Annotated in this window: 15 protein-coding genes and 2 pseudogenes; 11 read left to right on the forward strand and 6 right to left on the reverse strand. The window is 75.0% G+C overall.

Features of this window, described 5'->3' with window-relative positions; all coding sequences use genetic code 11:
- The first annotated feature begins 265 nt into the window (after positions 1-265).
- The 3 genes from HDR73_RS13760 (at position 266) to HDR73_RS13770 (ending at position 5,270) form a co-directional block, all read left to right on the forward strand.
- Complete coding sequence (locus tag HDR73_RS13760; protein ID WP_012298082.1) at positions 266-583, forward strand: WhiB family transcriptional regulator; 318 nt, start codon at positions 266-268, stop codon at positions 581-583.
- A 93-nt stretch (positions 584-676) separates the two neighbouring features.
- Entirely contained in the window at positions 677-3,766 is a 3,090-nt protein-coding gene (locus HDR73_RS13765) for a glycosyltransferase family 2 protein (RefSeq protein WP_012298083.1), read from the forward strand.
- The gene (locus HDR73_RS13770; RefSeq protein WP_012298084.1) at positions 3,753-5,270 is read left to right on the forward strand and encodes a DUF5719 family protein; all 1,518 of its coding nucleotides are present in this window, start codon (positions 3,753-3,755) and stop codon (positions 5,268-5,270) included. The genes HDR73_RS13765 and HDR73_RS13770 overlap by 14 nt, the downstream gene beginning before the upstream one ends.
- Positions 5,271-5,382: 112 nt before the next feature.
- On the opposite strand, the gene HDR73_RS13775 is transcribed toward HDR73_RS13770, so the two are convergent.
- Entirely contained in the window at positions 5,383-5,826 is a 444-nt protein-coding gene (locus HDR73_RS13775) for a metallopeptidase family protein (RefSeq protein ID WP_012298085.1), read from the reverse strand.
- A gap of 45 nt (positions 5,827-5,871) precedes the next feature.
- Between HDR73_RS13775 and HDR73_RS13780 the strand changes: the two genes are divergently transcribed.
- From HDR73_RS13780 to ahcY, 6 genes are all read left to right on the forward strand, one after another.
- Positions 5,872-6,093 carry a DUF3499 family protein gene (locus HDR73_RS13780; protein ID WP_012298086.1) on the forward strand — a complete coding sequence of 74 codons (222 nt, stop codon included), beginning with the start codon at positions 5,872-5,874 and terminating at the stop codon, positions 6,091-6,093.
- On the forward strand, positions 6,090-7,517 hold the full coding sequence (locus HDR73_RS13785; protein ID WP_041464358.1) for a phosphomannomutase/phosphoglucomutase: 1,428 nt from the start codon (positions 6,090-6,092) through the stop codon (positions 7,515-7,517). Before HDR73_RS13780 ends, HDR73_RS13785 begins: the two co-directional genes overlap by 4 nt.
- A 142-nt stretch (positions 7,518-7,659) precedes the next feature.
- The gene (locus HDR73_RS13790; protein ID WP_015489737.1) at positions 7,660-7,941 is read left to right on the forward strand and encodes a metal-sensitive transcriptional regulator; all 282 of its coding nucleotides are present in this window, start codon (positions 7,660-7,662) and stop codon (positions 7,939-7,941) included.
- Between the two features lie 44 nt (positions 7,942-7,985).
- Positions 7,986-8,201: a heavy-metal-associated domain-containing protein gene (locus HDR73_RS13795; protein ID WP_012298089.1), complete on the forward strand. Its 216-nt coding sequence runs from the start codon at positions 7,986-7,988 to the stop codon at positions 8,199-8,201.
- Position 8,202: 1 nt separating this feature from the next.
- Complete coding sequence (locus tag HDR73_RS13800; protein ID WP_012298090.1) at positions 8,203-10,671, forward strand: heavy metal translocating P-type ATPase; 2,469 nt, start codon at positions 8,203-8,205, stop codon at positions 10,669-10,671.
- 62 nt (positions 10,672-10,733) lie between these two features.
- A complete protein-coding gene (ahcY, locus tag HDR73_RS13805; RefSeq protein ID WP_012298091.1) occupies positions 10,734-12,218 on the forward strand; it encodes an adenosylhomocysteinase in 1,485 nt (494 codons plus the stop codon).
- 93 nt (positions 12,219-12,311) lie between these two features.
- Here ahcY and HDR73_RS13810 read toward each other — a convergent pair whose 3' ends face one another.
- Positions 12,312-13,181: an RDD family protein gene (locus tag HDR73_RS13810; RefSeq protein WP_012298092.1), complete on the reverse strand. Its 870-nt coding sequence runs from the start codon at positions 13,179-13,181 to the stop codon at positions 12,312-12,314.
- Between the two features lie 16 nt (positions 13,182-13,197).
- Here HDR73_RS13810 and HDR73_RS13815 point away from each other — a divergent pair.
- Positions 13,198-14,193: pseudogene (locus tag HDR73_RS13815) on the forward strand (stage II sporulation protein M).
- Positions 14,194-14,246: 53 nt separating this feature from the next.
- On the opposite strand, the gene HDR73_RS13820 reads toward HDR73_RS13815, so the two are convergent.
- On the reverse strand, positions 14,247-16,748 hold the full coding sequence (locus HDR73_RS13820; RefSeq protein ID WP_041464359.1) for a glycoside hydrolase family 3 protein: 2,502 nt from the start codon (positions 16,746-16,748) through the stop codon (positions 14,247-14,249).
- A 53-nt stretch (positions 16,749-16,801) separates the two neighbouring features.
- On the reverse strand, positions 16,802-17,977 hold the full coding sequence (locus tag HDR73_RS13825) for an MFS transporter (protein WP_223842712.1): 1,176 nt from the start codon (positions 17,975-17,977) through the stop codon (positions 16,802-16,804).
- Between the two features lie 215 nt (positions 17,978-18,192).
- On the opposite strand from HDR73_RS13825, the gene HDR73_RS13830 reads away from it, so the two are divergent.
- Positions 18,193-18,828 (forward strand): TetR/AcrR family transcriptional regulator, encoded by a 636-nt coding sequence (locus tag HDR73_RS13830; protein ID WP_012298095.1) that lies wholly within the window; start codon positions 18,193-18,195, stop codon positions 18,826-18,828.
- A gap of 60 nt (positions 18,829-18,888) precedes the next feature.
- On the opposite strand, the gene HDR73_RS13835 is transcribed toward HDR73_RS13830, so the two are convergent.
- Together HDR73_RS13835 and HDR73_RS13840 are read right to left on the reverse strand one after the other, a co-directional pair.
- Positions 18,889-20,196, reverse strand: a complete 1,308-nt coding sequence (locus HDR73_RS13835; protein ID WP_012298096.1) for a DUF58 domain-containing protein — start codon at positions 20,194-20,196, stop codon at positions 18,889-18,891.
- A 14-nt stretch (positions 20,197-20,210) separates the two neighbouring features.
- Positions 20,211-20,315 (reverse strand): annotated as a pseudogene (locus HDR73_RS13840) (IS481 family transposase); the annotation flags it as partial.

Raw genomic sequence — 20,315 nt, forward strand, 5'->3', positions numbered from 1 at the left:
ATTACCGTGGGACATCGAGGCCTCCTGGCGATGGTTGAACTGAACAGCTCCATCAAGCCAGGAGGCCTCTTCACACGCCCCGAAGTGTCACCAACGTCATGGCCGAGTACATCTAGCGCCGGCGGCGAGCGGCGGCGCGTCGCAACCCTCGAGGAGCGGCTGAGGGTTTACCCTCCGCAGCTTGACGCGGGCGAGTTACACCGGTGTAATTATGACAATGAGCTGGGGCCGGCCGGGCGCCTCGGCCGCGTGGGGAGATCGTGACATGGCACTACCTGAGTACCACGCCGGAGTCCCCGACGACTGGTTCGTCGACCCCGTCCGACTCGGGGTCCCGGGCGTCCGCAGCGTCGACGACGGCAACCCGCTCGCGTGGCAGGCCGACTCGCTCTGCGCGCAGACCGACCCCGAGGCCTTCTTCCCCGAGAAGGGCGGCTCCACCCGCGACGCGAAGAAGATCTGCGGATCGTGCGAGGTGCGCAGCGAGTGCCTCGAGTACGCGCTCGAGAACGACGAGCGCTTCGGCATCTGGGGCGGCCTCTCCGAGCGCGAGCGCCGCAAGCTCCGCAAGCGCGCGGTCTGACCCGGCCGCCCGCGTCCCGGCGGCACCCGCCTTCCGGCGCGCCGCCCCGCTGCGGCGGATCCCCATCACGCACCACGTAGGGTCTCCCCTGTCATGCAGCCACGAGTAACCGCGATCCTCGTCGCCCACGAGGGCGCGCAGTTCCTCGACCGGACCATCCAGGGCCTCGCCGCGCAGACGCGCCGGCCCGACCGGGTGGTCGCGGTCGACTTCGGCTCCCGCGACGGATCCGCCGCCCTGCTCGCGGCGTCCGATCCCACCCGCATGGTGCAGGCCCCGGCGCGCATGACCTTGGGGCAGGCCGTCGACCAGGCCGTCCGCGTGATCCCCGCGCCCGACGGCGACCACGAGTTCCTCTGGCTGCTCTCGGCCGACAACGCGCCGGCGCCCGACGCGCTCGAGCGACTGCTCGCCGCGATCGAGGCGTCGCCCAGCGTCGCCGTCGCCGGCCCGAAGCTGATGGAGTGGGACCACCCCGGCTACATCCACGAGCTCGGCAGCACGCTGACGACCCTCGGTGCGGCCGTGCCCGTCGTCGACGTCGAGCTCGACCAGGCCCAGTACGACGACATGAGCGACGTCCTCGGCGTCGCCGCGGGCGGGATGCTCGTGCGCCACCGCCTCTGGGACGAGCTCGGCGGGTTCGACGACGCGCTTCCGGTCATCGACGACGCGCTCGACCTCTGCGTCCGCGCACGACTCGCGGGCCACCGCGTCGTGGTCGTGCCCGCCGCGCGCGTCGCCTCGGCCGGCGACGCCGCCCCCGGTACCGCCTTCCTCGGGAAGCGCACGCCGCGACGTCGTCGCCGACGCCTCCGCCGCCAGGCCCAGCTCCACCGCCGCCTCTCGTACGCGCCGCCGGCCGCCGTCCCGTTCCACTGGCTCTCGCTGGTGCCGCTCGCCATCCTGCGCGCCCTCCTGCAGCTGCTCCGCAAGCGGCCGACCGCGGCGCCCGGCGAGATCGGCGCGGCGGTCCGCGTCGCCGTCGCGCCCGGCCGGATCCGCGCCAGCCGCCGCCGGCTCGCCGCCGCGAGGACCGCTCCGTGGTCGAGCATCGCCTCCCTGCGCCAGCCGCTCGCGGTCGGCCGCCGACGGCGGTCGCTGGCGCGCGAGCAGTACCGCGTCGAGCACATGGGCGTGTCCGACGGCGTCGAGTTCCTGGCGACGGGCGGCGGGTGGACCGTGCTCGCGGCGCTCGTCCTCTCCGCCGTCATGTGGCTGCCGCGGCTGACCGGCACCGCGCTCGTCGGCGGGCAGCTCCTCCCGCTCGGCCCGAGCGCGGGCGCTCTGTGGGCGCAGGTCGGCATCGGCGTCCGCGGATCCGGCGCCGGACCCGTCGCGCCGTCCGACCCGTTCGCCTACGTCCTCGCCGTGCTCGGCAGCGTCACCGCGTGGGAGCCGTCGCTCGCGGTCCTCGGGCTGTTCGTGGCCGCGCTGCCCCTCGCCGCCCTGGCCGCCTGGCTGTGCGCGGCGCAGCTCACCCGGAACGCCTGGCTGCGCGCGCTGGCCGCCCTCGTCTGGACCCTCGCGCCCACCCTCCTCATCGCGCTCGGCGACGGCCGCCTGCCGGCCGTGCTCGCGCACCTGCTCCTCCCGTGGCTCGCGCTCGCGGTGCTGCGCGCGCCGCGCTCGTGGTCGGCGTCCGCCGTGGCCGGGATCCTGATGGCCGCGGTCGGCGCGTCGGCGCCCTCCCTGGTGCCGGCGGTCCTCGTCCTGTGGCTGGTCGCGACCGTCCGTGCCGGACGCCGCGCCGGCCGGCTCGTGACCATCCCCGTGCCGCTCCTCGCCCTCGTCGCGCCGCTCGTCGCATACCGCGTGATGCAGGGCCAGCCGCTCGCCCTCGCCGCGGACCCGGCCGTGCCCGCCAGCTTCACGCCCGCCGACGTGCCGGGCCTCGCGCTGGGCTTCCCGACCGCGGGCCTCGGCGGCTGGTCCGCGTTCGTCGACGGCCTGGGTACCGGCCTGCCCGCTGCCGTGCCGCTCATCGTTGTCGCGGTCCTGGTCGCGCCGCTCGTGCTCGGCGCCGTCGCGGCGCTCTTCCTCCGCGGATCGCACCGGGCTGCCCTCGCCCTCGGCGTGACGGTGCTCGGCTTCGCGACCGCGGTGCTCGCCGCGCGCACGGTGGTGCAGTCGGCCGGATCCGAGGTCGTCGCGGTCTGGCCGGGATCCGGCCTCAGCCTCCTCTGGCTCGGCCTCGCCGGGGCGCTCGTGCTGGGCTTCGCGACGCTCGGCCGCCGCTCCGTCGTGCCCGGGCTCGTCGCCGCGGTGACCCTCGTGGTGCTCGCGCTCCCGATCGTCTCCGCCGCGGTCGCCGGATCCACCGCGGTGCGCGCCACCACGGACACCTCGCTGCCGGGCCTCGTGGTCGCGGAGGCCGCCACAGATCCCGACGTCGGCACCCTCGTGCTCCGCGCCGCCGACGACGGCTCGCTCTCCGCCGACGTGGAGCGCGGCGCGGGTCGCACGCTCGAGCAGGTCGCCACGGTCGACTCGACCATCGGGCCGCTCTCCGACACGCAGACCCGCGTCGCCGAGCTCGCGGGCAACATCTCCTCCCGCTCCGGGCTCGACGCCACCGACGACCTCCGGGCGCTCGGGGTCAGCTACGTGCTCCTCCAGACGCCCGCGGGCGACGCGGAGGCCGCCGTGAACGACCGCGCGCGCTCGGCCCTCGACGACGATCCCGTCTTCACGGCCGTCGGGCAGACCGAGGCCGGGCTCCTCTGGCGGTTCGTGGGTAGCGACGACCTCGTCGCGCAGGTCGCGGGGCCCGGCAACCTCGACGACCCGGGGCGCGCCGCCGTGCTCGCGGCGCAGGCGCTCGTGTTCGCGCTCACCCTGCTCCTCGCGATCCCCACGGGCGGGCTCGCGGCGCGCAGCCGCCCGCTGCCGGCCTACCGCGAGCCCGTCGTCGGCTCCGACGCGCGTCCCGCGGACGCCGAGGAGCCGCGGCCCGCGCACGACGACCGCGGCACCCCCGCGTACATCGACGAGCCGACGGGGCAGGCCGTGGAGGCCGCCCCCTTCGGCGACATCCCGCAGGCGGGGGAGCGCCCCGCCGGAGACGACGGGGAGGGCGACGGGGACGGAGGCGACGTCGCGCCCGCGCCCGCCGCCGACCAGGACGACGACCGCTCGCGCGGCGCCGACGACGACCGCAGGAGGACAGATGGCCAGGCGTGACGCCGTGCGCATCGCGACGCGCGTGACCACCGGGATCGCCGGCGTCGCCGTGCTCGGCCTCGTCGTGACCGGCGCGCTCCTGCTCCCGCCCGCCCCGAGCGACGCGAGCGCCCCCTCGGTGCTCGTGACCCCCGTCGCGACCGACCAGCAGCGCGTCTGCCCCGGCGGGCTCCTCCGCCCGCCCGCGGCGGACGCCGCGTCGTCGACCACCGCGATCGCCGTGGGGAGCGCCGTCGTGACGAGCGGATCCGCGACGACCGGGACGACCGGCTCCGCCCCCGCCGTCCGCACCTCGAGCATCCAGGCCCCCGAGGTGCAGGGCGCGGCGTCGAGCGCGCCCTCCGTCCTCGCCGTCGCGGGTGCCGTCGACGACGCGCCGACCGACCTCGCGGGCGCGGCGTCCGAGGTCGCGACGGAGGCCGACCTCGCGGGGCTCGCCGCCGCGTCGTGCTCCGAGGCCACCGCCGACGCGTGGCTCGTGGGCGGTGCCACGACCACCGGCCGCACCACGTTCGTCGTGCTGGACAACCCGTCCGGCGTCTCCTCCACCGTCGACCTCGCGATCACGGGCGAGGACGGGGCCGTCAGCGCTCCCGGGGCCAGCGGGATCTCCGTCCCGGCCGGCGGCCGGCGCGTGCTCAGCCTCGCGGGCCTCGCCCCCGACCTCGCCTCCCCGGTAGTGCACGTCGAGAGCCGCGGCGGCCAGGTCGTCGCCCGGCTCGAGCAGAGCACGGTGCGCGGGCTCCTCGCGGGCGGCGTCGACTGGATCGGCCCGTCCGCGGCCCCGTCCACCGCCCTCACCATGACCGGTCTCCGCATCGACTCGCAGGCGGCGCCCGTCGCGCCCGTCGAGGGCGGGGACGCACCCCCCGCCGCCGAGGGAGGGGCCACCCCCGGAGCCGGCTCGGACGGCGGCGCCGACCCCGACCTCGTGACGGCCGTGCGCATCGCGGTCCCCGGATCCGACGACGCCGACGTCAGCGTGAGCGTCGCCCCCGAGGAGGGCACCGACGGCACGGGCACGACCTTCACCATCCAGGCCGATGCGGGCCGCACGATCGACGTGCCGGTGTCGGACCTCTCCGACGGCCGCTACTCCGTCACCGTGCAGAGCTCGGTGCCGGTGACGGCGGCCGTGCGCAGCGTGTCCGGCGCGGCGGAGGGCGGCGCGACCGACTTCGCCTGGCTGCCGTCCGCCGAGGCGCTAACGCGCGACGCGCTCGTGTCGGTGCCGGCCGGCCCGGCGCCGCTCCTGCACCTCCGGAACGCCGGGGACCAGGCGGCCGCCGTCACGGCGCGGCCGACCGACGGCTCCGCATCGGTGTCGCTCGACGTGCCCGCGGGATCCGAGGTCTCGGCCGCCGTCGAGGCCGGGCGCACCTACCTGCTCGAGGGCGCCGCCGGCCTCACCGCGACCGTGACCCTCGCCGAGCCGGGACGATCCGCGGCGCTGCCCGTCGTGCCGGTGCTGCCGGCGGCGGATCCGCTGCGCGTCCACCCCTGACGACGGGCGACCCGGGCAGCACGGGCGACGCGCCTCGCGTGCGTGCCGCGCCGCGCGTACGTGCCGCCGCGTGCGTCGCGCCGGATGCCTGACGGGTGTTCGGGATCCGGCGTCAGTGCGGGTCGTACCTGTCTGGGGCGAGGTCCCACGGGTCCTTGCCGAGCAGCTCGGCGACCGCGCGGTACACGCAGCCCTCCACGAGCGCCCGCTGGTGGTACTCGTCGTCCTCGTGCAGGTGCGCGAGGCGCTCGATGGGGAGCCGGTAGAAGATGACCCGGCGCTCGTCGGCGAGGACGCTCCAGCGGTCGATGCCGTCGCGCTCGCTGTTGTCTGCCGGCAGCGCGGCGACCTCGAACGAGACGCGCTCGAGCTCGTCGGGCCAGAGGCCGCGGAGGTACTCGGCGGCGGACGCGATGGTCTGGTCGAAGACGTCGGCGCGCGTGCGCAGCACCGGCAGCTCCGGGCCGGTGACGGGGGAGCGGAGGCCTCGGCCGTGCCGATCCCGCCAGGAGCCCCGGATGGAGACGTGGCCTCCCCGGCGGCGCGATCGTGGCATGGCCCCATCGTACGGCTCCAGGGTCGGCGGTAGTGTGGGCCCGACATGACGAACAGGCCCTGCTCCCGCGTCGGCTGCACCGGCGTCGCCACGACCACCCTCACCTACGTCTACGCGGACTCCATGGCCGTCCTCGGTCCCCTCAGCCACGACTCCGAGCCGCACAGCTACGACCTCTGCGACCGCCACGCGGCCCGCCTCTCGGCCCCGCAGGGGTGGCAGATCGTCCGGCACGGGGTGCTCGGTGAGGTAGGTTTCGGGGCATGACGACGACTGCCGCCGAGACGCTGACCGCCATAGTGAAGACCTACGACGTGCGAGGTCTCGTCGGGAGCCAGCTCACCGAGGAGCTGGTCACCGCCCTCGGCGCCGGCTTCGTCGACGAGCTCGGCGCCGCCGGGAGCGAGGTCGTCGTGGGCCACGACATGCGCGACTCCTCGCCGGCGTTCGCCCAGGCGTTCGCCCGGGGCGCCACGGCCCGCGGCGGGAACGTCCTCCTCATCGGCCTGTGCTCCACGGACGAGACCTACTTCGCGTCGGGATCCCTCGACGCCCCCGCGGTCATGTTCACCGCCAGCCACAACCCGGCCACCTACAACGGCCTCAAGTTCTCCCGCGCGGGTGCCCAGGGCATCAGCCTCGACACGGGACTCGCCGCCATCCGCGACCGCGCCATCGGCTTCCTCTCCGACGGCATCGCGCCCGTCGAGCCCGCGGGCGAGGTGCGCGAGCGCGACGTGCTCGCCGACTACGCGGGCTACCTGCGCCAGCTGGTCGACCTCTCCGGCATCCGGCCGCTGCGCGTCGTGGTCGACGCGGGCAACGGCATGGGCGGCATGACCGTCCCCGCGGTCCTCGGCACCGCGGCGGGCCTGCCCGAGCTGCCCATCGAGATCATCCCGCTGTACTTCGAGCTCGACGGCACCTTCCCGAACCACGAGGCGAACCCGCTCGAGCCGGCCAACCTGGTCGACCTGCAGAAGGCCGTCGTCGAGCACGGCGCCGACCTCGGGCTCGCGTTCGACGGCGACGCGGACCGCTGCTTCGTGGTGGACGAGAAGGGCCGGGCCGTCACGCCCAGCGCCGTCGCCGCCATCGTCGCGCTCCGCGAGATCTCGCGTGTGAAGGCGCAGTCGCCCGGCGACGACGTCACGGTGCTGCACAACCTCATCACCTCGCGCATCGTGCCCGAGACGATCGAGGCCGCGGGCGCCACGGCGGTCCGCACGCGCGTCGGCCACTCCCTCATCAAGGACCAGATGGCCGCGACCGGCGCCGTCTTCGGCGGCGAGCACTCCGCGCACTACTACTTCCGCGACTTCTGGGGCGCCGACAACGGCATGCTCGCCGCGATGCACCTGCTCGCCGAGTTCGGCCAGACCGACGGCCTCATGTCCGACCTCTCGGCGCGGTACACCCCGTACGCGCTCTCGGGCGAGATCAACAGCACGGTCGATGACGTGCCCGCCGCCTACGAGCGCATCGTCGAGGCGTTCCGAGGCCGCGGCGAGTTCGACGAGCTCGACGGCCTCACGGTCGACGGCCCGGTCGGCGACGACGGCGCGTTCTGGTGGTTCAGCGTCCGCCCCTCGAACACCGAGCCGCTGCTGCGCCTGAACGTCGAGGCGTCCACCGAGGAGAAGATGGCCGCCCTCCGCGACGAGCTCCTGGGGCTGATCCGCGGGGCCTGATCCCGTCATCCGCACCAGCCGACGCCGCGTCCCTCCCCGAGGGGCGCGGCGTCGTCGCGTGCATGGTGCGCGCGCATACCCCCAGGGGGTTCCCTTCGATACCCCTCGGGGGTACCATGGACGGGAACAGGAGGTGGCCGCGATGGTCGGGTACAGCGAGGGCAAGGACGACATCCTCAAGCGGCTGCGGCGCGCGGAGGGGCAGGTGCGCGGGATCGAGCGCATGGTCGAGTCCGACACGTACTGCATCGACGTGCTCACGCAGGTCTCGGCCGTCACGCGCGCCATGGAGACCGTCGCCCTGAAGCTGCTCGACGACCACCTCGCCCACTGCCTCGCGGAGGCGGCCCGCGAGGGCGGCCAGGTCGCGGACGACAAGGTGCGCGAGGCCTCCGCGGCCATCGCGCGGCTCGTCCGGTCCTGATCCGCCGGCGCCCCATCGACATCGCGCGACCCGAAGGAGACCCCATGACCACCACGACCTTCCCCGTCACCGGGATGACCTGCGCCCACTGCGTCGCGAGCGTCACCGAGGAGGTCGGCGAGCTGCCGGGCGTCGCGTCCGTGGCCGTCGACCTCGTCGTCGGCGGCGCGTCCACCGTCACCGTCGAGAGCGACGCGCCCCTCGACCCCGCCGCCCTGCGCGCCGCGGTCGACGAGGCCGGGTACGTCGCGGGGCTCTGACATGGCCGACCCCGCATCCGGATCCGCGGCCGAGGAGGGCGCCTCTGGCGCCGACGGCGCCCCGGCCGAGGAGGGCGCCGTGCTCACGCGCGTCGACCTCGACGTGCAGGGCATGACGTGCGCGTCGTGCGCGATGCGCATCGAGCGGAAGCTCGGCCGGATGCCCGGGGTCGAGGCCGCGGTCAACTACGCCACGCACCGCGCGCGCGTGCAGCTGCCCGCGGGCACGAGCGTCGCGGACGCGATCCGCACCATCGAGCGGACGGGGTACCGCGCCTCCGAGCGCGCCGGGTGGGGGAGCGGGGCGGCGGACGGCATGCCCGGATCCGCTGCGGTCCCATCCGCACCGGCATCCGCACCCGCATCCGACGAGCGCGCTCCCGTCGCGGTCGCGGCGCCCCGCGTCCGTCCGGACGCACCCGACGCCGCCGCATCGGATCCCGCTCCCCCGCCCGCGCCGACGGATGCGCCCACCCGCGACGCCGTCGCCGCCCGCCGCCCCGACGCCGACGAGCTCGCGCTGCGGCAGCGGCTCGTCGTGTCCGCGGCGCTCACCGTCCCCGTGTTCCTGATGGCGATGATCCCCGCGCTCCAGTTCGACGACTGGCAGTGGCTGTCGCTGACCCTCGCCGCGCCCGTCGCGGTGTGGGGCGCGTGGCCGTTCCACCGGTCCGCGGCGGTCAGCGCGCGGCACGGCGGCGTCGGCATGGACACGCTCGTGAGCATCGGCGTCGCGGCCGCGTTCCTCTGGTCGCTGTACGCGCTCTTCCTCGGCGACGCGGGCGAGCCCGGCATGCGCATGACCATGAGCCTCGTCTCCGAGCCCGGCGGCGGATCCGGCGACGTCTACCTCGAGGTCGCCGCGGCCGTCACCGTGTTCCTCCTCGGCGGACGCTACCTGGAGGCGCGGGCCGCCCGCGCGTCCGGGGCAGCCCTCGCCGCGCTCCTCGACCTCGCCGCCAAGGACGTGGCCGTCGTGCGCGACGGCGTCGAGACGCGGATCCCCATCCGCGAGCTCCGCGTCGGCGCGGAGTTCGTCGTGCGGCCGGGCGAGCGCATCGCGACCGACGGCGTGGTCGTCGACGGATCCAGCGCGGTCGACCGCTCGCTCCTCACCGGCGAGTCCCTGCCGGTGGAGGTCGGACCCGGCGACGACGTCACGGGCGCGACCCTCAACGCCGGCGGCCGCCTCCTCGTGCGTGCCACGCGCGTGGGGGAGGAGACCCGGCTCGCCCGCATGGCCGCCCTCGTGGAGGAGGCGCAGACCGGCAAGGCCCGGATCCAGCGCCTCGCCGACCGCGTCTCGGCTGTATTCGTACCCGTCGTGCTGGTGCTCGCGGCCGGCACGCTCGTCGGCTGGCTGCTGCTCGGGTTCCCGCCCGAGGCCGCGTTCACCGCGGCTGTCGCGACGCTGATCATCGCGTGCCCGTGCGCCCTCGGGCTCGCGACGCCGACCGCGCTCCTCGTGGGCACGGGACGAGGCGCGCAGCTCGGCATCCTCATCACCGGCCCCGAGGTGCTCGAGTCGACGCGGCGCATCGACACCGTGCTGCTCGACAAGACGGGCACCGTCACCACCGGTGTCATGTCGCTGGTCCGCGCCGTGCCCGCGGCGGGCGTCGACGCCGACGAGCTGGTGCGCCTCGCGGCAGCCCTGGAGCAGCGCTCGGAGCACCCGGTCGCGCGGGCCGTCGTCGAGACGGCGGGCACGGGATCCGTCCCCGCCGTCGAGGGCTTCGTCGCCACCCCGGGCCTCGGCGTGCACGGCGTGGTCGACGGCCGCGCGGTCGCCGTCGGCCGGCCCTCGTGGCTGGCCGAGCAGTGGGCGGCGCGGCCCGGAGCGCCGCTCGCCGAGGCGCTGGACGAGGCCGAGGCGGAAGGATCCACCGTCGTCGCGGTCGCGTGGGACGGCGCCGTCCGCGGGATCCTCGCCGTCGCCGACACCCTCAAGCCCACGAGCGCCGAGGCCGTCCGCCGCCTCCGCGCGCTGGACTTGCGTCCCGTGCTCCTCACGGGCGACACCGCCGGCGCCGCGCACCGCGTCGCCGCCGAGGCCGGCATCGACGAGGTCATCGCGGGCGTCCTCCCCGAGGGCAAGCTCGAGGCCGTCCGCCGCCTGCAGGCCGAGGGCCGCGTGGTCGCGATGGTCGGCGACGGCGTGAACGACGCCGCCGCGCTCGCGCAGGCCGACCTCGGGATCGCGATGGGCACCGGCACCGACGCGGCCATCGAAGCGGGGGACATCACGATCGTCCGCGGCGACCTCGTCCTCGTGGCCGATGCGGTCCGCCTCGCGCGGCGCACCCTCGGGACGATCCGCGGCAACCTGTTCTGGGCCTTCGCCTACAACGCCGCCGCGATCCCGGTCGCCATGCTGGGGCTGCTCAACCCGCTCGTGGCGGGGCTCGCCATGGCGCTCTCGTCGGTCTTCGTCGTCACGAACAGCCTGCGCCTGCGGTCCTTCCGCTAGCAGGCGGGCGCCCGGCCGTCATCCACGGCCGGGCGTCACGCCTCGGATGCGAGACTGGACGCATGACCCTGCTCCCGGAAGCCACCTCCACCGCTCTGCCCTTCCGCGTCGCCGACCTCTCGCTCGCCGAGTCCGGACGCCACCAGATCCGCCTCGCCGAGAACGAGATGCCCGGCCTCATGGCCCTCCGCGAGGAGTTCGGCGCGTCGCAGCCGCTCGCGGGCGCGCGCATCGCCGGATCCATCCACATGACCGTGCAGACGGCCGTGCTCATCGAGACCCTCACCGCCCTCGGCGCGCAGGTGCGCTGGGCGAGCTGCAACATCTTCTCCACGCAGGACGAGGCCGCGGCCGCCGTCGCGGTCGGGGCGGGGACCCCGGAGGCGCCCGCGGGCGTGCCCGTCTTCGCCTGGAAGGGCGAGACGCTCGAGGAGTACTGGTGGTGCACCGAGCAGATTTTCGACTGGTCGGGTGAGGCGCAGGCCGCCGACGCCGACTGGACGGGCCCGAACATGATCCTCGACGACGGCGGCGACGCCTCGCTCCTGGTGCACAAGGGCCGCGAGTACGAGCTCGCCGGCGCCGTGCCCGAGACGCCGGAGGACGCGAGCCACGAGTACCGCGTGATCCTCGACACGCTCCGCCGCAGCCTCGCCGCCTCCTCCGACCGCTGGACGCGTCGCGCCGCCGACATCCAGGGCGTCACCGAGGAGACCACCACGGGCGTCCACCGCCTGTACGAGCTGGCGCGCGACGGCGAGCTGCTGTTCCCGGCGATCAACGTCAACGACTCGGTCACCAAGAGCAAGTTCGACAACAAGTACGGCATCCGCCACTCGCTGCCCGACGGCCTCAACCGCGCCACCGACACGCTCATCGGCGGCAAGGTCGCGTTCGTCGTCGGCTACGGCGACGTGGGCAAGGGCGCGGCCGAGGCGCTCCGCGGCCAGGGCGCGCGCGTCATCGTCTCCGAGGTCGACCCGATCTGCGCGCTCCAGGCGGCGATGGACGGCTACCAGGTCGCGAAGCTCTCGTCGGTCATCGAGACCGTCGACATCCTCGTCACCGGGACCGGCAACGTCGACGTCGTGCGCGTGGACGACATCGAGCGCATGAAGCACCAGGCCATCATCGCCAACGTCGGCCACTTCGACAACGAGATCGACATGGCCGGACTCGAGCGCCTCCCCGGCGTCGAGAAGGTCGAGATCAAGCCGCAGGTGCACGAGTGGCGCCTGCCGTCCGGCCGCAGCGTGCTCGTGCTCTCCGAGGGCCGCCTGATGAACCTCGGCAACGCCACCGGGCACCCGTCGTTCGTGATGAGCAACTCGTTCACGAACCAGGTGCTCGCGCAGATCGAGCTGTACGTGCGCAACGAGCAGTACCCGATCGGCGTGTACGTGCTGCCGAAGCACCTCGACGAGAAGGTCGCGCGCCTGCACCTCGACGCGCTCGGCGTCGAGCTCACCGAGCTCCGTCCCGAGCAGGCCGCCTACATCGGCGTGCCGGTCGAGGGGCCGTACAAGGTGGACCACTACCGGTACTGATCCGCGCAGCAGCGTCGACGCCGTCCGTCCCCATCGCGGGGCGGGCGGCGTCGTCGCGTGCGGCGCGGTCCGCGCGGCGCAGCGGGGCCAGGATCAGGAGGGCGTGGATCCGCCGCGCGCCGGGAACCCGTGCGGCAGCCCCGCGAGGATCGGCTCGAGCGACGCCATGCGGTCGCGCTCCAGCATCAGCGCGCGGTGCTCGCGCTCGCGGCGGACGGCACCGACGGCCGCGACGAACGACTCGGGATCCGTGGCCGGCAGCGGCGACACGTGCACCGCGGCCTCGTCCGCGAGCTCCGCGGCGAGGCGCGCGCGGGATGCGGGCGTCATGGCCTCGCGCTGCGACAGGAAGCGCGCCAGGCGGCGGCCCAGCGCGTCCGGCAGGCGGCCGACGTCGGCCTCGGACGCCCAGGCGACCAGGTGCGGCGGCACGGGCGGCAGGGGAGCGGGATACGCAGGCACGCGCTCGTGCTGCGAGCGGGTGCCGGCGACGAGGTCGCCGAGGCGCTGGGCGCGTGGGCTGAGGAGGCCGACGAGCGCGGCGAGGCCGCCGAGCGTGAGATAGACCTCGAGGATCCCGACGAGCGCCCGCGCGACCGCGTGCCGGAGCCCGATGCCGCCGCCGTCCGCCCGCACGATGCGCGCTCCGACGGCCCAGCGCCCCAGCGACCGGCCGCGCGACGCGACCTCGACGACCACGGGCATGACGACGATCGCGAGCACGACGGCGGCGATGGCGCACGCAGCGCTGGAGGCGGCGTCGAGGAGGCCGGCGCCGGCGAGCCGCCCGATGAGGAGCACGAGGAGGAGGCCGACGGCCAGGGAGGCGACCACGTCGATCGCGGCGCCGGCCGCCCGCAGCACGAAGCCCGCGGGACGGACGTCGAGGGCGACGGCCTCGCCGACCACGAGCGCGTCGGGACCGTCCGAGATGATCGGGTCGTGCGCGTCGGCGGCCGCCATGCCTATAGTCAAGCAGATGGACCTCGACGCCTACACCGCCGCCCACCGGGACGACTGGGACCGGCTCGCCCGCCTCGCCGGCCGGCGCCGGCTCACCGGACCCGACGCCGACGAGCTCGTCGACCGGTACCAGGCGGGTGCCGCCGAGCTGTCCGCGATCCAGGCGGCCGCCGGATCCACCGCGCAGGGCGACCGGCTCTCCGTCGCGCTGTCCCGGGCGCGCATGCGCTTCACCGGGCAGAGCACCAACGTCGCGTCGCGCATCCCCGCCTTCTTCGTCGTCGACCTGCCGGCGGCCCTCTACCGGATCCGGTGACTGACGCTCGCCGTCGCCCTCGTGACCGTCGCCGTCGTCGCGCTCTACACCACCTGGATCCTCCGCGACCCGTCGATGATCGCGAGCCTCGGCAGCGACGCCGACCTCCGGAAGTACGTCGAGGACGACTTCATCGACTACTACAGCGAGAACCCGGCGGCCTCGTTCGCGGGCCAGGTCTGGACGAACAACGCGTGGATCGCCGCGCAGTGCGTGGCCTTCGGCGTCACGGGGCTCTGGGTGCCGTACGTGATCCTGCAGAACGCGCAGGGCCTCGGCACGACGACCGCGGTGATGTTCTCCTACGGCGAGGGCGACACGTTCTTCTCCTACATCCTCCCGCACGGCCTGCTGGAGCTGACGGCGATCTTCGTGGCGGCCGCCGCGGGCCTGCGCATCTCGTGGGCGTGGATCGCGCCCGGTGCGCGCACGCGCGGGCAGGCGCTCGCCGAGGACGGGCGCGCGCTGATCACGGTGGCGATGGGGCTCGTGCTCGTGCTGCTCGTCTCGGGTGTCATCGAGGGCTTCGTGACGCCGCAGCCGTGGCCGGTGCCGCTCAAGATCGGGATCGGCGCGGTCGCCCTCGGGGCGTTCCTCTTCTACATGGTCGTCGTGGGCGGCCGGGCGGTGCGCCAGGGCGCGACGGGCGACCTCGACGAGTTCGAGGCGGGCGGCCGGCGGATCGTCGCGGGCTGAGCCCCCGGGATCCGCCGCGCCGCCCGCCTCGCGGGTCGTGCGGGTGATGCGGGTCAGGCCGCGGGATCCACCTCGGCCTCCAGCGGCGTCGCGCTCACCGAGGTGCCCACGTGCAGGCGGAACGCGCCGGGCTCGCGCTGCCAGCCGCCGTCCCAGTGCGCGAAGGTCCGCGCGCCGATCGCGATGTCCACGTCGGCGGACGCGCCGGCCGCGAGCTCGACGGACGCGAAGCCCGCGAGCCAGCGCACGGGACGGTCGACCGCGGATCCCTCGCGCGACAGGTAGGCCTGCACGACCTGCTTGCCGGCGCGGTCGCCCGTGTTGGCCACGGTGACGGTGGCGGTGATCCCGCCCGCGCCGTCCTCGGCCACGCGCAGGTCGTCGAGCGCGTGCGTCGTGTAGCCGAGGCCGTGGCCGAACTCGTACGCCGGGGTCGCGCCCGAGCGGAGCCACGCGCGGTAGCCGACGTGGATCCCCTCGTCGTAGACGACCTTCCCGTCGACCGGCGTGACGGACCGGACGGGCACGTTCTCCTCGGTGGCGGGCCACGTGGTGGGGAGGCGGCCGCCCGGCTCGACGTCGCCGAACAGCACGTCGGCGAGGGCGCCGCCGAACTCCTGGCCGCCGAACCACGCGAGGAGGACGGCCTGCACGTCGTCGCGCCAGGGGAGGAGCACGGGCGAGCCCGAGTTGACGACCACGATCGTGCGCGGGTTCGCGGCGGCGACGCGGCGCACCAGCTCGTCCTGCCGGCCGGGGAGCGCGAGCGAGTCGCGGTCGAAGCCTTCCGACTCGACCTGCGCGTTGGTGCCGACGACGAGGATCGCGACGTCCGCGCCGGTCGCGGCCTCGACGGCCTCGTCGAGCAGGCGGTCGGGCGCGGACTCGTCGGCCTCGAGGCCGACCGTGATCCCGAGGATCCCCGCGAGCCCGCCCGGCATGCTGGTGAGCTCGAACTCGACCCGGAGGTCCACCGTCTCGCCCGCGGTCGTCTGGAGCGGCGCGGAGATCGAGGGCGGCGACATGAGGCTCGCGCCGAGGTCCATGCCCACGGGCGCGGCGCCGTCCTCGCGGAGGAGCCGGCCGTCGGCGTACACGCGGCCGCGTCCCGTGGCGCTGAAGCCGAACAGCACCTCGCCGGTGGCCGCGGGTGTCCAGCGCGCGGTGATCTCGATCACCGCGGCGGTGCCGGTGGGCGCGTCGCCGCCGAAGTACATGAGCGTCGTCGCGCGGCGGTCCTCGGCGAACATCTCCGCGCCGTCGGCGTCGAGGAAGCGGACGAGCGCGCCGGGCTCGCCCGTGCGCGGGTTGACGATCTCCGCGAGCGGCAGCTCCTGGATCCCCTTCTGCACGACCGCGCCCCGCGCGTACCGCACCTCGACGCCGTCGCCGAGCGCCTCGAGGATCCCATCGAGCGGCGTCACCACGTGCTCCGGGATCACGGTCGCGCTGCCGCCGCCCTGCGTGCGCGCCTCGACGGCGTTGTGGCCGATGACGGCCACGGATCGGAGCGCGGAGGCGTCGAGCGGCAGCGCGGCGTCCTCGTTGCGGACGAGCACGGCGCCGGCCGCGGCGGCCGTGCGCGCGAACGCGACGCCGTCCTCGACCTCGACGGGCGCGGGCACGACGGCGTCGAAGCCCTCGAGCGCGCCGACGCGGGCGGCGAGGCGCAGCAGGCGGACCACCTTGCGGTCGACGTCGGACTCGGGCACGCGCCCGTCGCGCACGGCGGCGAGGAGCGCGTCGCCCCATGCGCCGACCGGTCCCGGCATCTCGAGGTCCTGGGAGGCGCGCGCGGCGTCGACGCTGCGGACGCCCGTCCAGTCGCTCACCACCACGCCGTCGAACCCCCACTCGGAGTTGAGCGGCGTCTCGAGCAGGTCGTTCTCGGTGGAGGTCGTGCCGTTGATGGAGTTGTACGAGCTCATCACGAGCCAGGCGCGCGATTCGACGACGGCCTTCTCGAAGGCCGCGAGGTAGAGCTCGCGCAGCGCCCGCTCGGAGACGACGCTGTCGGCCGTGAAGCGGTCGGTCTCGTACTCGTTGGCGACGTAGTGCTTCGGGGTCGCGCCGACGCCGTTCTCCTGGACGCCCGCGACGTAGGCGGCGGCGAGGTCGGCCGTGAGGAGCGGATCCTCGCTGAACGCCTCGAAGTGCCGGCCGCCGTAGGGCGAGCGGTGCAGGTTGATGGTCGGGCCGAGCACCACGTCGACGCCCTTGCGGCGCGCCTCGACCGCGGACGCGCGGCCGTAGCGGGCGGCGATCCCGGTGTCCCAGCTGGAGGACAGCGCGGACGCCGACGGCAGGTTGAGCGAGGGCGAGCGCTCGTCCCAGACCTCGCCGCGCACGCCGCTCGGGCCGTCGGAGACCAGCATGCGGCGCAGGCCGATCCCCTCGACGGGCCAGGTGGTCCAGAAGTCGCGGCCCGTGATGAGCTGCACCTTCTGCTCCAGCGTGAGTCGCGCGGCGAGCTGCTCGAGACGTGCGGCCTCGGGGTCGAGCGGGGTGGCGGCGTGCGGGTCGGTGGCGTGCGGGTCGGTGGCGTGCGGGTCCATGGGTGCTCCTCGGGGGACGTCGGTGTCGGGTCGATCCTGCTCGTGACGCGTGCTCATCGGACGCCCTTCACTCGGAACGCGGCGACCGCGCCGAGGAGGCCGGCCGCGGCGCCCGCGATGAAGAGGCCCGGGTAGCCCGCGATCCCGACGACGCCGCTCGCGGCGGTGGGCACGAGCGACTGCGGCAGCGCCTGCGCGATGTTGACGACGCCGAGGTCCTTGCCGTTGTCGGAGTCGCTCGGCAGCACGTCGGTGATGAGCGCGAGGTCCACCGCGTAGAACGAGCCGATGCCCGCGCCGATGACGAGCTGCGCGACGTAGACGACGGCGAGGCTGGGCGCGAGGGCGAGGATCACGAGGCCGATGACGGCGACGAGCGCCGCGGCGGCCACGAAGACCTTGCGGCGGCCGAGCCGGTCGCTCAGCCAGCCGGCCACGAAGGTGGTGGAGACGACGCCGATCACGTTGAAGAGCGTCGCGACGAAGACGGCGTTGGCGACGTCGGCCTGCGCGACCCCGAGGTCGTCGATGAGGTAGAAGGCGAGGTAGTTCGTGGCCGTCACGGCGCTGGCCGTGAGGAGGAAGCGCATGAGCCAGGCCCAGCCGAAGTCGGGGTTCCTGCGCGGGTCGAACACGAACGAGCCGAGCAGCTCCTTCACGCTGAGGCGCGCGGTCGGCCGCTCGGTGAGCACGCGGTCGTGGAAGACGAGCGCGAAGACGACGACCACGGCGACGCCGATCGCGCCCGGTACGAGCACCTGCTGCGTCGTGGTGGTGAACAGCTGCACGATGAAGGTGCCGACCACGAGCGAGCCGTTCTGCGCGACGCCGATGGCCGCGGCGACCCGGCCGCGGTTGCGTGGGCGGGCGGAGTCGGCCATGACGGCGATGAGCGCCGCGATGGCGGCGTTGAAGCAGCCCTGCACGAGCATCCAGGCGCCCACGAGCGCGAGCACGGTGGTGGCCTGCGTGAGCAGGATGAGCGCGCCGTAGCCGAGGACGACGCCGCCGATGATCCACGGCCGGCGCATGCCGAACCGGCCCGGCGTGCGGTCGGAGAGGCGGCCCGCGAGCGGGTTGACGACCAGGGCGACGAGCGCGCCGAGGCCGAGCACGAGGCTCAAGGTGCCCGCGGTGTCGTCGGGCGCGATCTCGGCCACTTTGAGCGCGAGCGACACGATGATGGGCGGCAGCAGGGCCACGAACAGCCCGAGGAGCGCGATGGGCATCCCGATCTCGGCGCGACGGGATCCGGGTGGGCGGGCCCCGCCGGGTCGTCCGCTGCGGGCGCGCGACGCGCCCTCGGTCTGCTGATCTCGGACTGCGTCGGCTACGGTGCCTCCAGGTTCCCGTCCGCCCTCGTCGGCGGAACGGCACGAAGGTAGCACGAGAAACCGACCCGCGGTAGGTATTTAGGGCTCTCGCGGATCGCTAGGGTCGAGCCATGGCAGTCGACGAGGGACCGCGCCGCTACGCCAAGGGGGCGGCCCGGCGCCGCGAGATCCTCGAGGCCGCCCTGGCCCTGATCGCCGAGCGCGGCTACTCCGCGTCGTCGCTGCAGGAGATCGCGGACGCCGTGGGCATCAGCAAGGCCGGCGTCCTGCACTACTTCGAGTCGCGCGAGGCGCTCATCGCCGCCGTGCTCGAGGAGCGCGACGCCCATTCGGTCGCCGACTTCCGGGAGGCGATGCCGGACCGGGATCCCACGGACATGGTCGGGATGCTCCTGCGCGCGAGCTCGCACAACGGTGACACGCCGGGTCTCGTCGCGCTCTACTCGCGCCTCGTCGTGGACGCGGCCGGGGCCGAGCACCCGGCGCACGCGTACATCGCCGGCCGCTACGCCCGCGTCGTCGGCGCCGTCGCCGACCAGGTGCGCGCGCTCGACGTCGAGCTGCCCGCGGGGCTCGACCCCGACTCCTTCGCGCGCGTCGCGGTCGCGGTGAGCGACGGGCTGCAGCTGCAGTGGAGCTACCGGCCGGAGATCGACATGCGCGACGCGCTCGAGCGGGCGATCCGCGCGCTCAGCGGCGGGGTGCTCCCGCTGCCATCGGCGGATCCGGCGGCCGCGCCCGCCTGAGACCGGGCGCCCGCCGTCGGCCGGACCCGTCGACAGGGCCTTCCGTCGGACCGTCCGGCCTCAGAGCCGCCCGGTGGCCTTCAGCCGGATGTAGCGGTCGGCCAGCGCGGGCGGCAGGTCGGCCGGCGCGCCCGTGACCACGTCGGCTCCGAGCCGTCGGACGGCCGCCTCCACGCGCGCCACGTCGAGGAGCGCGCGCTCGGCGGCCGCGGCGCGGTAGACGGCGGCGCGGCCGGAGCGGTCGGCGGCGCGCTCGGCGAGGCCCGGATCCACGACCGCGGCCACCAGCACGTGGTGCGTGCGCGTCAGCTGCGGCAGCACCTGCAGGAGCGCGCGCGAGCTGCCGGGGGAGTCGACGGCGGTGAGCAGCACCACGAGCGAGCGCTGCGAGACGATGCGGCGCACGAGCGCGGGCACCGCGGTCCAGTCGGTCTCGAGCAGCTCGGGATCCACGGGCGCGAGCGCGTCGACCATGCGCGAGACGACGTCGCCGCCGGATCCCGCCCGCACGCGCGCCCGGACGCGGCGGTCGTGCGCCACCATGTCCACCCGGTCGCCCGAGCGCGTGGCGAGCGCGGCCAGCAGCAGCGACGCCTCGAACGCGGTGTCGAGGCGCGTCTCGTCCCGGATGCGGCCCGCGGCCGTGCGCCCCGTGTCGAGCACCAGCACCACGCGCCGGTCGCGCTCGGGCCGCCAGGTGCGGACGACCACGTCCTGCCGGCGGGCGGTCGCGCGCCAGTCGATGGAGCGCACGTCGTCGCCGCGCACGTAGTCGCGCAGGCTGTCGAACTCGGTGCCCTGGCCGCGCACCATGAGGGCGGTGCGCCCGTCGAGCTCGCGCATGCGGGCGAGCCGCGAGGGCAGGTGACGGCGGGAGCGGAACGGCGGCAGCACGCGCACGGCGCCGGGGGAGATGAGCGTCGCCTGGCGCGCGGCGAGGCCGAGCGGGCCGGCGGAGCGGATCGTGACGCGCTCGGTGCGGCGCTCGCCGCGGCGCGTGGGCGTGAGGGTCAGGCGGATCGCGCGGCGCTCGCCGGCGGGGATCCGCACCCGGTCGCGCGTGGAGGACGCGCCCGCCGACGGCTGCCAGGCGTCGCGCACCACGCCGCGCAGCGTGCGGGATCCGCGGTTCGTCACGAGCAGCACGCTCTCGCCGGTCTCGTCGAGGCGGATCCTGGCGGGCAGGCTCCGCTCGAGCGCGACGGCACGTGGGCTCGCGGCCAGGGCCAGGTCGGTCGCCTCGAGCACGGCGACCAGGAGGATCCAGCCCGCGAGGAGCGCGTAGGCCGCGTCCGACCCGTCGCCGAGCGCGACGAGCGGCGCGATCCCCAGGAGGAGGAGCGCGACCGTGCGTCCGGTGAGGGCCATCTAGGTGTACTGGGTCATGACGTTGGTGACACTCGGGCCGCGGGCGTGAGCCCGTGGCTTGAGTGGATTCGTTCAGTGTTGTAGTGCTCGATGAAGGGGTCAAGCGCGTCGGCCCGGTG

This window comes from Clavibacter sp., assembly GCF_014802555.1.
Taxonomy (GTDB): domain Bacteria; phylum Actinomycetota; class Actinomycetes; order Actinomycetales; family Microbacteriaceae; genus Clavibacter; species Clavibacter sepedonicus.